11 protein-coding genes are annotated in these 12,679 nt (G+C 69.5%); 6 read left to right on the forward strand and 5 right to left on the reverse strand.

Translation table 11 applies throughout. The features are described 5' to 3' along the window. Positions 1-78: 78 nt before the first annotated feature. The 3 genes from E1287_RS11435 to E1287_RS11445 all read right to left on the reverse strand — a co-directional run bounded on the left by E1287_RS11435 (position 79) and on the right by E1287_RS11445 (position 1,784). The gene (locus E1287_RS11435; protein ID WP_131964860.1) at positions 79-327 is read right to left on the reverse strand and encodes a hypothetical protein; all 249 of its coding nucleotides are present in this window, start codon (positions 325-327) and stop codon (positions 79-81) included. Positions 328-391: 64 nt separating this feature from the next. Continuing rightward, positions 392-1,093, reverse strand: coding sequence for a cytochrome b/b6 domain-containing protein (locus E1287_RS11440; RefSeq protein WP_131964861.1), 702 nt, complete (start codon positions 1,091-1,093; stop codon positions 392-394). Continuing rightward, entirely contained in the window at positions 1,080-1,784 is a 705-nt protein-coding gene (locus E1287_RS11445; protein WP_207934142.1) for a molybdopterin-dependent oxidoreductase, read from the reverse strand. Before E1287_RS11445 ends, E1287_RS11440 begins: the two co-directional genes overlap by 14 nt. A 94-nt stretch (positions 1,785-1,878) precedes the next feature. Here E1287_RS11445 and E1287_RS11450 point away from each other — a divergent pair, with 94 nt between their 5' ends. The 3 genes from E1287_RS11450 to E1287_RS11460 all read left to right on the forward strand — a co-directional run bounded on the left by E1287_RS11450 (position 1,879) and on the right by E1287_RS11460 (position 6,907). Then, complete coding sequence (locus E1287_RS11450) at positions 1,879-2,460, forward strand: HhH-GPD-type base excision DNA repair protein (RefSeq protein ID WP_131964862.1); 582 nt, start codon at positions 1,879-1,881, stop codon at positions 2,458-2,460. Between the two features lie 338 nt (positions 2,461-2,798). Then, positions 2,799-4,979, forward strand: a complete 2,181-nt coding sequence (locus E1287_RS11455) for a SpoIIE family protein phosphatase (RefSeq protein WP_131964863.1) — start codon at positions 2,799-2,801, stop codon at positions 4,977-4,979. 254 nt (positions 4,980-5,233) lie between these two features. Continuing rightward, the gene (locus E1287_RS11460) at positions 5,234-6,907 is read left to right on the forward strand and encodes an RNA polymerase sigma factor (RefSeq protein ID WP_131964864.1); all 1,674 of its coding nucleotides are present in this window, start codon (positions 5,234-5,236) and stop codon (positions 6,905-6,907) included. 93 nt (positions 6,908-7,000) lie between these two features. Here E1287_RS11460 and yaaA read toward each other — a convergent pair whose 3' ends face one another. Beyond that, a complete protein-coding gene (gene yaaA / locus E1287_RS11465) occupies positions 7,001-7,744 on the reverse strand; it encodes a peroxide stress protein YaaA (protein WP_131964865.1) in 744 nt (247 codons plus the stop codon). Between the two features lie 23 nt (positions 7,745-7,767). Here yaaA and E1287_RS11470 point away from each other — a divergent pair, with 23 nt between their 5' ends. Further along, positions 7,768-8,493, forward strand: coding sequence for a GNAT family N-acetyltransferase (locus tag E1287_RS11470; protein WP_131964866.1), 726 nt, complete (start codon positions 7,768-7,770; stop codon positions 8,491-8,493). Between the two features lie 181 nt (positions 8,494-8,674). Here E1287_RS11470 and E1287_RS11475 read toward each other — a convergent pair whose 3' ends face one another. Then, positions 8,675-8,905: a hypothetical protein gene (locus E1287_RS11475; protein ID WP_131964867.1), complete on the reverse strand. Its 231-nt coding sequence runs from the start codon at positions 8,903-8,905 to the stop codon at positions 8,675-8,677. A gap of 357 nt (positions 8,906-9,262) precedes the next feature. Between E1287_RS11475 and E1287_RS11480 the strand changes: the two genes are divergently transcribed. Next, the gene (locus E1287_RS11480; protein ID WP_131964868.1) at positions 9,263-11,353 is read left to right on the forward strand and encodes a DNA topoisomerase IV subunit B; all 2,091 of its coding nucleotides are present in this window, start codon (positions 9,263-9,265) and stop codon (positions 11,351-11,353) included. A gap of 131 nt (positions 11,354-11,484) precedes the next feature. Then, complete coding sequence (locus tag E1287_RS11485) at positions 11,485-12,639, forward strand: histidine kinase (RefSeq protein WP_207934144.1); 1,155 nt, start codon at positions 11,485-11,487, stop codon at positions 12,637-12,639. Positions 12,640-12,679: the final 40 nt, after the last annotated feature.

Consider the following 12,679-nt stretch of genomic DNA (forward strand, 5'->3'; position numbering starts at 1 on the left):
CTCAGATCGGCCGCGGGCGCTGTCCAGGACACGTCCGAACACGGGACGGCGGCGACCCACGACACGCGAAGGGGCTGCTCAGCCGTCGACCCCGTTGACCGGGGCGCGTCCAGAGGGCGGTTCCGATTTCAGAATGCCGGTGAGGTGTTCACGCGCCATTCGCTCGACGCTGGCGGGCGTGGCCTCCAGACCGAGGTGCGCCATGCACGCCTGGACGTCGGCCACACAGCGCCGCACCCTGTCCGCGTGGAAGCTCGCGAACTCCTCGCAGAGCCGTCGCGCGAGTGCGTCGCGAGTCTCGCTCCGGTGATCGGCCAGTGCAGGCATCAGCGCACACCTCCGCGCACGGGGTACACCTAGATGTCCCATTCCAGCGTTTCTGCGGAGAGAGTCAATAGATATCGGGACGACGTTGGGCAAATTCTGCGCCGTCCTCCTCTGCGCCGTCCTCGCCGGAGGCCGCGTCCGCCGCCCAGCCCGCGTGGTGCCGTGCCGCCCAGTCGGGCTCCACACGTCCGGTCAGCATCGCGTTGAGCGCGCCACGGTCTCGGAACGCCTCCCACAGGTGCCCTACCGTCACCACGACGACGACGAGGAAGAGCCAGTCGTGGACGAACGTGGCACCCGTCCGCCACCGGTCTCCCCAGGGGTCTGGGAACGTCATGATCTCGCCGGTGCCGAGCATCAACAGGATCGCGCCCGCGGTGAACGCCGCGTTCAGCTTCTGCCCCGCGTTGAACTTGCCGACGGGAATGACTCCGCGCCCGTCCCGCACGGCCCTACGGTCACGACGCCTCAGCCACTCCCAGTCGTGCGGAGCGAATCTGTTCAACCGTCTCAGGTCGGCCCTGAAGGCGCGGGACAGGAGACCTAGCACGATCGGCACGGGCAGTGCGAACCCGCACCACACGTGGACGATCTTGAGCGTCTCCCGCTGGCCCACCAGCGTAGACAGCATCGGCAGGTACAGGCACGCGGCGGTCACGAGGCAGATCAGCATCAACAGAGCCGTCACGTGGTGGATCGACCGCTCCGCCACGGTGAACCGCATAAGCCACGTCCGTTCGGACGAGGCCCTGTCACGTCGGCGCATCGTCCCGCCCGTTCGACCGTCCCACCCAGGCGTCGACGTCGTAGCCGAGCTTCTCCCAGTAACCGGGAATGACCTTGTCGGTCAGTTCGATGCCGCCGAGCCACTTCAGCGATTTGTAGCCGTACATGGGCGCCACGTACAGGCGCGTCGGCCCGCCGTGATCGTGCGTCACGGGCTTGCCTTCCATCTGCGTCGCGACAAGGACGTCCCGCCGGCGCGCCTGCTGCAGCGTCAGCGACTCCGTGTAGACGCCGTCGAACGATGTGAATCGCACGGCACGGGCCCTACTCGACACTCCCACCGCGTCCAGCAGATCGGGGAGAGCCACGCCCCCCCAGCGCACGTCCAGGACGCGCCACCCCGTCACGCACTGGAAATCCTTGTCGAGCACCGTCTGGGGGAACCGCGCCAGGTCGGCCATCCCGAACGACTGCGGCTTGTCGACTAGGCCGCTGACGGTCACGCGATGGGTGGCCGCGCTGCGCCGCTTCACGCTCCCGGTGACGGAGTAGTACCGGAACCCTCCGGCCGCAGGCAGGACGTCCCCGATCGGCCCCACCGGCGCCAGGGCACGGCTCACACTGTCCTGGATGGACGCCCCCACGGCGACCCCCGCCGCACCGAGACCGAGCATCCCGAGCACAACCCGCCGCCCGACGGGACTTCCTTCCGCCCGTTCGTCCTCGTTCACCACTTCATTCGAACACCGCGGAACGCCCCGCACCAGGTTCCGGACATGGCCGTAAGACTTCTGACAGATCCGGAGCGGGCTCTAAGCTGGGCGCATGGCCACGAAGGTTCATCTAGCCCAGCGTCCGGAAGCCGACGAACTGCTCGGACGCAGCCCGCTGGCCGCGCTGGTCGGCATGCTGCTCGACCAGCAGGTCCCGATGGAGTGGGCGTTCACCGGCCCCTACACCATCGCCCAGCGGCTCGGCTCCGACGACCTGGACGCGCACGAGATCGCCGCATACGACCCGGAGCGTTTCGCGGCGCTGCTGTCGGAGAAGCCCGCCGTCCACCGGTACCCCGGCTCCATGGCCAAGCGGGTCCAGCAGCTGTGCCAGTACCTCGTGGACAACTACGACGGTGACGCCGAGAAAGTGTGGAAGGGCGTGGACAGCGGCAAGGAACTGTTCAAGCGCCTCAGCGGCCTCCCCGGATACGGCAAGCAGAAATCACAGATCTTCGTGGCGCTGCTCGGCAAGCAATACGGGATCCGGCCGGACGGATGGCGCGAGGCCGCCGGAGCCTACGGGGAAGAGGGTTCTCACCGGTCCGTCGCCGACATCACCGGTCCCGAGTCGCTCGCCAAGGTCCGCGCCTTCAAGCAGGAACAGAAATCCGCGGCCAAGGCGGCCGAATAAGAGCGTCCCCCTACCGGCGGCAGACGCTGGCCGGAACTCGCCGAACAAGCAGAGTTGACGCCCTGTGACCCTTGAGCGCCGTAACATCTCCTACTCGCCGTCCTGGCGGACCGCCTCCGTGTCCTCCACGACGGTGTCCGGATCCGACGTGTTCGCCTGCGGCCGAAGGGGACAAGGATGTTCATCAGGGCTTCCGTACGCGGCGAACCATCGAGATGATGAATACCTGACTCCGACGGTGTTGTGATGGAGGCGGGAGCGCTAGCCTGCTCCCATTCACTCATAGTGATGAAAACTTGCCGCGCGGTACGGGACCCTCTGGGGCGGAGGTGTTGTCCATGAGCACCGAGACGTCCGTCCCGCATCCCCGCGTATCAGGGGTGGAGGGGCAGCCCATGGATGCGTCGGACGCCGCGCTGTACGCGACCCTGCTGACCGAGGCCCCGGCCGGGCTCGCGTTCTTCGACCGCGAGCTGCGCTGCCGCAGGGCCAACGACGCGCTCGCCGCGCTACTTGGCGTGCCAGTGAGTGATCTGCAGCAACGACAGCCCGGCGAGGTCCTGCCGGAGGCGCTGGCCACGGCGTTCGAGTCGGCCCTCCGCAAGGTGATCGACGAGAATCGTCCGCTGAGCGATCTCGACCTGGTCGTCCCGGCCGGCGAGCCCGCCGCGGCCGAGCATGACGGCACGTCCGCACAGGCGGGCTCGCCGATCAGCCCCGGTGACGCGGCGGACTTGGCGACGGCGCTCGAAGAGCGCATCCTGGCCTGCTCGTGGCTGCCCGCCAAGGGCGCCGACGGCAAGCACCTGGGCGTCGTCCTGACCGCGCTGGACGTGACCGAGCGACGCAGGGCCGAGGAGGTCATCCGCCGTAAGGAGCAGCGCTACCGCTCGCTCGTGGAGGCCAGCGCCCAGGTCGTCTGGGTCGCCGCCCCGGGCGGCGGCGTGATCGACGACGCGCCCGAGTGGCGCGCGATCACCGGCCAGGCGCCGGACGACTACGCGGTCGGCGGCTGGCTGGCCGTGGTCCACCCCGAGGACCGTCCCCGCATCGAGGCCGCCTGGCGCGAGTGCGTCGAGGAGAACCGGGTCTTCGAGACCAACTACCGGATCCGCACCAAGAGCGGCACCTACCGGCACTTCGACGTACGGGCAGTGCCCATCTGGCAGGGCGACGCGGTCATCGAGTGGGTCGGCGCGAACACCGACGTCACCGGGCAGCGCGAGGCCGAGGAGATGCGCGGGCGGCTGACCGAGCAACTGTCCGCGGCCGCTCTGCGCACGGCGCGCCTCCAGCAGGCCACCTCGATGCTGGCCGAGGCGCTGACCGTGTCACAGGTCGTCCAGGTCATCACCGAAGTCGGACGGTCGGCCATAGGCGCCGACTACTCCGCGGTCGCGCTGCTGGACGACGACAAGCTGCGCCTCAGCATCGTGGCCCCGTCGCAGCCGGGCGCAGACGGCGAGAGCAGTCCCGCGTCCCGCGACGCGATCAAGGTCAGTGACCAGACCGTCATGTCGGTGGCTGTGCGCGAGAGCCGCCCGTTCCTGGCCGAGCATCCCGACAGCCTGCGCCTGCAACTGGGCCAGGGAGAAAAGGATCTGTTCGCCCAGCACACCGAAGAACGCGCCTGGGTGGGCCTTCCGCTGCTGGCCGCGGGCGCGCCCATAGGCGCACTCCGTTTCTCGTTCACCCGCCCTAGGGAGATCACCGAGGAGGAGCGGGTCTTCCTGGAGGCGCTCGCGGGCCAGTGCGCCCTGGCCGTCGAACGCGCCCTGCTGTTCGAGCGCGAGCACAAGACGGCCGAGGAGCTCCAGCGCAGCCTCCTGCCGAGCGATCTCCCGCAGCTGCCGGGCATGGTCCTGGCCGCCCGGTACAACCCCGCGACACGCCACGTCCAGGTCGGCGGCGACTGGTACGACGTGTTCCGGCTCCCCGACCGCCGCCTCGCCGTGGCCGTCGGCGACGTCATGGGCAAGGGCGTCCTGGCCGCGGCCGGTATGGGTCGCGTCCGCAACGCCCTGCGCGCCCTCGCGCTGAACGACCCGCGTCCCGCCGCCGTCCTCGCCGGGCTGGACCGGCTGTTCAGCGCCACCGAGGACGAGGAGCAGTTCACCACCGTCGCCTACGTGGTGATCGACCCCGAGACCGGGCACGGCGAGTTCAGCAACGCCGGCCATCCGCCACCCCTCCTGATCTCGCCCGACACGCCCGCGCGCGTCAGCTCCCTGGAGCCGGGAACTCCCCTCGGCTGGCCGAGCCAGCGACAGCAGACAAGTTTTTCCATCGAGACCGGCAACACTGTGGTGTTCTATTCCGATGGACTTGTGGAGAACCGTAGGCGTGGGGTGGACGCAGGGCTGGAGGAGCTTGTCGCCGTGGCGGCGGACGCCCCACCTGAAGTGGTAGGAGATCCCGAAAGACTCGTCGACTTCCTGGTCGATCGGATGCTTGCCGGGTATGAGCAGGTAGACGATGTGACCGTGCTTGCCCTGCACGTCCCGCCCAAGCCCGCCTGAACCGCGCCGAAGACGACGCGGAGACGGCTCAGCACGTACGAAGGACCGCCCCGCGCCCTCTAAGGTGGAGAGTTACCGGGTAGGACTTCACAGGCGGAATGCGCAGCAGTGCCAGAATGCTTGACCCAATGAGAGCGGGTACGCTGCGGTCCCGCACCGGGAGGTCCGCTCCGTGTGCGGTCCCACACAGTGTGAGGCCGGGCCCGTCAGGGCACTTGGGTCAGCCAAGCCACACGTTCGTTCGAGAGGTATTTGTGTCGCCTGCTAGCTCGACCTCGAAAGCGTCAGATCTGCACGATCACGTCATCGCGCAACTGATCGAGCGTGGACGGTCCCAGGGCAATCGCCTCGAAGCCGACGACGTACGACGTACGTTCGAGGAGGCCGACATCCCCGTGTCAGCGGCCTCCAGCATTCTGCGGAGCCTCAGCAAGGAGGGTGTGACCGTCATGGTGAGCGCTGCCGACTCCGCGGCGCCCAAGCGTTCGCGCAAGCGCGCGGCGCAGCCGGTGCGCAGGCCCAAGACCGCCGCGGCGGCCAAGGAGCAGCCCGACACGGTGACCGCGGTCGTCGGGGACGACGCCGTCGACGAGGTCGCCGAGGAGATCCTGGCCGAGGCGCGTCCCGCGGCCGTCAAGCCCGCGCCGCCGAAGAAGGCCGCGCCCGCGAAGGGCGCCAAGTCCAAGAAGGCCGCGCAGGCGAAGAAGGGCGCGCCGCAGGCCGCCAAGCCCGCCCCGGCCAAGTCCGACAAGAAGGCGTCCGACGACCCCGAGGTCGACGACGAGGTGGAAGTCGATCTCGACGCCGACCTCGCCGACCTCGACGTCGACCTCGAGGACGAGCCGGCCCCCGAGGCCGTCGAGACGCCCGAGGAGGACGAGGTCGTCGCCGCGCCCGCGGCGAAGGCGGCGCCCGCCCCGGGCAAGCCCGCCGAGGGCGCGCCCGCCGAGGAGGAGGGCTTCACCCTCGGCGACGACGACGAGGACGCCCCCGCGCAGCAGATCGCGGCCGCCGGCGCCACCGCCGACCCGGTCAAGGACTACCTCAAGCAGATCGGCAAGGTCCCGCTGCTCAACGCCGAGCAGGAGGTGGAGCTCGCCAAGCGCATCGAGGCCGGGCTCTTCGCCGAGGAGCGCCTCGCCGTCGCCGCCGCCGCGATGAGCGAAGAGGACCTCGAAGACTTCGAGTGGATCGCCGAGGACGGCCGCCGCGCCAAGAACCACCTTCTGGAGGCCAACCTCCGGCTGGTGGTGTCGCTGGCCAAGCGCTACACCGGACGCGGCATGCTGTTCCTGGACCTGATCCAGGAGGGCAACCTCGGCCTGATCCGCGCGGTCGAGAAGTTCGACTACACCAAGGGCTACAAGTTCTCCACGTACGCCACCTGGTGGATCCGGCAGGCGATCACCCGCGCGATGGCCGACCAGGCCCGCACCATCCGCATCCCGGTGCACATGGTCGAGGTCATCAACAAGCTGGCCCGCGTGCAGCGGCAGATGCTCCAGGACCTGGGCCGCGAGCCCACCCCGGAGGAGCTCGCCAAGGAGCTCGACATGACCCCGGAGAAGGTCGTCGAGGTCCAGAAGTACGGCCGCGAGCCGATTTCGCTGCACACCCCTCTGGGCGAGGACGGCGACAGCGAGTTCGGCGACCTCATCGAGGACTCCGAGGCCATCGTCCCGGCGGACGCGGTCAGCTTCACCCTTCTCCAGGAGCAGCTGCACTCCGTCCTTGACACGCTCAGCGAGCGCGAGGCGGGCGTGGTGTCGATGCGGTTCGGCCTCACCGACGGCCAGCCGAAGACCCTGGACGAGATCGGCAAGGTGTACGGGGTGACCCGGGAGCGCATCCGCCAGATCGAGTCCAAGACCATGTCGAAGCTGCGTCACCCGTCCCGTTCCCAGGTGCTGCGCGACTACCTCGACTGAACCTTCCCGCAATACGGATTCAGGGCTCCCGGACGGGGGCCCTGTTTCGTGTGGTCAGCCGGGGTTTCGTGTGGTCAGTCGAGGTTTGGGCGGTCAGTCGGGCAGGATGATGTCGAGGTTCGCGCCGTTGAGCTCGGCGGTGTGGCCGAGGTCGGCGACGGCCTTCAGCAGCGCGTCCGGGGTGCGCGGCGCGGCGCCCGCCTTGAGCAGGTCGTGCGCGATCTGCCCGCGCGTCGCCTTCGCCATGTGGCTGACCACGGTCCGCTTCGGGACGCCGCCGACGACCCGTTCACGGAACACCCGGACGGCCACGGCCGGCCCTGGTGCCTTCCACACGGACGCGTACGGCCCGGAACGCATGTCTACGACCAGGTCGTCGTCCAGGCGCAGGGCCTTGCGCATGGGCGGGCGCCAGAGCGTTCCCAGACGTCCGGCAGGGGGCAGCGACACCGCCATGCTCAGCCGGTACGGCGGGACGCGGTCGGTGAGCCGCAGCGCGCCCCACAGGCCCGAGAAGACGATGATCTGCTCGGCGGCGGCGTCCGCTTCGAGGTCGGCGAGGTTCAGGTTGTCGTACAGCACGCCCGTGTAGAGCCGCGCCGCGGGCAGTGTCGGCGCCTCGCGCAGTGCGAGGTTGCGTGCCCGGGCCTCGTCCGCCTGGCCCGGAGGAAGGGCGAGCACCTCCGCCGCGTTCTTGCGCCGGCTCGCCCGCATCAGCGCCTTCAGGACGCGTTCGCGCATCGGGTTGAGCCCGGGGAAGCTCAGCGAGCCCATGTCGAGGGGCGGACCGTCCCCGCCGGTAGCCTTCTTCTCCGACGGCGGCAGCAGGATGTGCACGATCCCCCCGAAAGCGGTGATGGATGACGCGGTTCCCGGAGGTCGGCAGGCTTGTCGCCGAGGCGTGGCCCGCGCCGTCCACCCAGGATATGGGCGGCTGGCTGTTGCGGCACGCCGCAGGGGTGACCAAGCGAGCCAACTCCGTCCTGCCTCTGGGCGACCCGGGGGACGTGGGCCGCGCCGTCGATCAGGCGGAGCGCTTCTACGCCGCGGTTGGGTTGCCGACCGTGTTCTCGATCGACGCCCAGGCGAAGCCCGCGGAACTCGACGGGTTCCTTGAGGGACGCGGTTACGAGCTAGTGGATCCGACGCTTGCCTTGGTGGCGGACGTAGCAGGGCGCTACGAGCGTGACGGGGTGGAGATCGCGCCCGCGCCGTCCAAGGAGTGGCTGGGCATTTGGTGGTCGGTGGACGGCCGCTTCGACCACGCACTGCCGACGGCGGAGAAAATCCTGACCGGCGTACCGGCTGCCTACGCGTCACTGGACGGCGTCGCCGTCGGACGCGCCGTGCCCCAAGGAAAGTGGCTCGGCATCTACGCGATGGCCGTCGCGCCAGAAGCGCGCAGGCGGGGACTGGGACGGCGCGTCCTGCGCGCCCTGCTCGACTGGGGACGCGAGCAGGGATGCGAGCGGGCCTACCTGGTCGTCGTCGAACGGAACGCGCCGGCGCGCGCGATGTACGAGTCGGAGGGATTCGCGCACGTCAGCGGCTATCACTATCGGGTGAAGAATGTCACCGGCGGCTGAGAGCGGGACCGGATCGGTGATCCACATCACCCGGCCCGCCATTCGCTGAGACGTTATGCGATCAATTGATTACGCAGCGGAGTCGGCGTCTCAATTCGCGCGGGGAGCGCCGAACGGGCGGAATGCGAACGGCGGCCACCGTCTCCGATGGCCGCCGTTCGAGGCTCCTGCTATATGGGGATCACCGCTCGTCGTCCGGGGCGACGGCCGGGGTTTCGATGAGCCGGTCGGTCTCGTCCTGAATGTCGGCCCCGTTGGCGCGGAGGGCCTCTGCGTACTTGCGTCCGTGGTGGGCGCAGAACAGAAGGTCGCCGCCGCCTACAAGGACTGCACGGACGTAGGCCTGAGCGCCGCAGCGGTCGCATCGGTCGGCGACGGTCAACGGCTTGGTTGGGGCAAGGGCTCCAGTCACGGCACCTTCCTCATGCTCGGGGTCGGTACTTAGGACAACATCTAACCCGACGCTGACGTTCCCAACCTGGTTCTTCGTACGCCCACAGCAGAATGGCCCAATAAGTGACCGACGTCACAGCGGACGTCGTCCTGTCGGAAGGGCGTCATGGTGATCAGTGCGCCGTCCATCATGACCCTGAGCAGGGACTCCTAATCGCGGCAATGCGGACGCCGGCGTTCCGGGTAGCCTGGCGAACCGTCAGGAACCGCCGCGCGGGCGTGCCGGAACGTCCGCGGCGGCGAGCCTTTCGGAGGATTGTCGGCTACCGGGGGTACTCTGCTGCCGACCGTCCCACCCCCGAGGAGCACACGCACGTTGACCGCCGCGACCGCTGAAGCGACCACCGAAGACCCGCACGGCTACTCCGCCCGGCACCTGTCGGTGCTGGAGGGCCTGGAGGCCGTGCGCAAGCGACCCGGCATGTACGTGGGGTCGACCGACAGCCGGGGCCTGGCGCACTGCCTGTGGGAGATCGTCGACAACAGCGTCGACGAGGCCCTCGCCGGATACTGCACCCACATCAGCGTGACGCTGCACGCGGACGGGTCCTTCGAGGTGGCCGACAACGGCCGCGGCATCCCGGTCGACCTGGAGCCGAAGACGGGCCTTCCCGGTGTCGAGCTGGTCATGACGCGGCTGCACGCGGGCGGCAAGTTCGGCGGTGTGTCCTACACCGCGTCCGGCGGCCTCCACGGCGTCGGCGCGTCCGTGGTGAACGCGCTGTCCGCGCGGCTGGACGTCGAGGTCGACCTCCACGGCCACACCCACGCGATCAGCTTCCGGCGCGGCGTGCCCGGGGAGTTCGCCGACGACGGCCGCCCGAACGCCCGGTTCAAGAAGAAGTCCGGGCTCCGGCAGGTTCGCAAGGTCGCCAAGAAGGTCACCGGCACCCGCGTCCGCTTCTGGCCCGACCTGCAGATCTTCCTGAAGGACTCCACGGTCGAGCAGTCTCTCGTCCTCGACCGGATGCGCCAGACCGCGTTCCTCGTCCCCGGCCTCACCATCGACCTCCGCGACGAGCGCGGCGAGGAGATCGTCGACGAGACGTTCCGGTTCGACGGCGGCATCAGCGAGTTCTGCGCCTACCTGTCCAAGGACGCCCCGGTCGTCGACGTCCTGCGGCTCCAGGGCCGCGGCCACTTCACCGAGACCGTGCCCGTCCTGGACGACCAGGGCCACCTCACGCCCACCGACGTCGAACGCGACCTCGAGGTCGACATCGCGCTGCGCTGGGGCACCGGCTACGACACGATCACCAAGTCGTTCGTCAACGTGATCGCCACCCCGAAGGGCGGCACGCATGTGCGCGGGTTCGACCGCGCCGTGCTGAAGGTGCTGAACGAGCAGCTCCGGGCCACCAAGCTGCTGAAGAACGGCGACGAGGACGTCCTGAAGGAGGACGTCCTGGAGGGCCTCACCGCGGTCGTGACCGTCCGGCTTCCCGAGCCGCAGTTCGAGGGGCAGACCAAGGAGGTCCTCGGGACGTCCGCCGCCACCCGCATCGTGTCCCAGGTCGTCCAGCGGGAACTGCGCGCGATCTTCGAGAACCCGCCGCGTGGGCAGAAGCAGCCGCTGCGGGCCGTCCTGGAGAAGGTCGCCGGGGCCGCCAAGACCCGCATCGCCGCCCGCACCCAGCGCGACAACCAGCGCCGCAAGAACGCGCTGGAGAACTCCGCGCTGCCCGCCAAGCTGGTCGACTGCCGCACCGCCGACGACCGCAGCGAGCTGTTCATCGTCGAGGGCGACTCGGCGCTCGGCACCGCCAAGCTCGCCCGCAACTCCGAGTTCCAGGCGCTGCTGCCGATCCGCGGCAAGATCCTCAACGTGCAGAAGGCGTCCGTCGCCGACATGCTCAAGAACACCGAGTGCGCCGCGATCATCCAGGTCATCGGCGCGGGTTCGGGCCGCACGTTCGACATCGACGCGTCCCGCTACGGCCGGATCATCCTGATGGCCGACGCCGACGTCGACGGCTCGCACATCCGCACGCTGCTGCTCACGCTGCTGTACCGCTACATGCGGCCGATGCTGGAGGAGGGACGCGTCTACACCGCCGTCCCGCCGCTGCACCGCATCGAGCTGGTCAAGCCCAAGAAGGGCCAGGACAAGTACGTCTACTGCTACAGCGACGGCGAGCTGACCCGCAAGCTGGTCGAGTTCGAGCGCAAGGGCCAGCGCTGGAAGGAGCCCGTCCAGCGCTACAAGGGCCTCGGCGAGATGGACGCCGACCAGCTCGCGGAGACCACCATGGACCCGCGCTACCGCATCCTGCGCCGGATCCGCGTCGAGGACGCCGACGAGGCGTCCAAGATCTTCGAGCTGCTGATGGGCAGCGACGTGGCCCCGCGGCGCGCGTTCATCACCGCGGGAGCGTCGGAACTCGACGCCGAACGCATCGACGTCTGACCCGCCGCGTGCGTTGACCCGCCCGGCGGGACGTCGCGTCCACCTGGCGGGGCGTGTCCACCCGGCGGTGGAGAGCGGGATTCCAGCCTGACGCCGATCCGCGCACGGCCGCCGTCCCTTAGCTTCATAGCGTGAAGTCCGTGAAGTCGGTGAAGTGCAGAACGTCGCATGTCGAGCGGTTCGCGTTGGCGGCCATCGTCGGCGTGCTGCTGGCGTGGGCGGGGTTCTCCTACGTGCGCGCCCTCTTCGACTCCGAGGACCCGCCGGCGCTGCACGGGATCGGCCTGGTCATCACCGTCCTGAACGTCGTCATGATCGTCCTTCTGGTCGGCGGCGTGCGCACCGGCCGGGAGAAGGAGTCGCGGTGGCGGACGGCGTCGATCGTCCTGCTGGTGGGCGCCGTGACGGCCTCGGTCGCCTTCTACGGGATCGAGCCTGATTTCGGCGGCGGGTTCGTCGTCGCCATGATCGCCCTCTGGGCGCTGTTCTTCCGGCTGCCGCTCCTCTTGGGCATCGCCGCGAGCGGTGTGACGGTCCTCGCGGTGAGCGTCCTCGGCGCGCTTTTCCGGGACGACGGCGCCGATCTCGGGCTGCTGATCGCCTTCATGGGCGTCACGCTGGGCGCCGCCGCGAGCCGCCAGGGCATGGCCGCGCAGGAGGCGACCCGCCGCGCGGAGGCCGCCAACGCCGTGCTGGCCGAACGGTCGCACATCGCGCGGGAGATCCACGACATCCTCGCCCATTCGTTGTCGGCGCAGATCGTCCACCTGGAGGGGGCGCGGCTGCTGCTGTCCCGGGACGGCGACCGTGTGCAGGCGTTGGACCGGGTAGAGCGCGCGCGGAACCTCGCCCGTTCGGGCCTGGACGAGACCAGGCGGGCCTTGGCCACGCTCCGCGGGGAGATCCCGGAGCCCAAGGAGGTCCTGGCGGAACTGGCCGAGGAGTTCCATGCGGGCACCGGCCGCCCCTGCGACGTGCAGGTGACCGGCGAACCGCGCGAACTGTCGCCGCAGGCGGGGCTCGCCGTCGTCCGCACCGCGCAGGAGGCGCTCACGAACGTTCGCAAGCACGCTCCCGGCGCGCGCGCACGGGTCGTCCTGCGCTACCTGAACGACAGGGTCGAACTCGAAGTGACCGATAGCGGCGCCACCGAGCAGGTCGTGGAGCTGGGCGGCGGTGGGTACGGGCTGGTCGGGATGCGGGAGCGCGCCGAACTGATCGATGGGACGCTGGTGACGGGCCCGGACGGCAAGGGGTTCCGTGTGTCCCTCCAGGTGCCGGTATGACGCTGGGTGCCGGTGTGACGGGGAGTGCCGGTGTGACGGG

This window comes from Actinomadura sp. KC06 (genome assembly GCF_004348735.1).
In the GTDB taxonomy this organism is placed as follows: domain Bacteria; phylum Actinomycetota; class Actinomycetes; order Streptosporangiales; family Streptosporangiaceae; genus Spirillospora.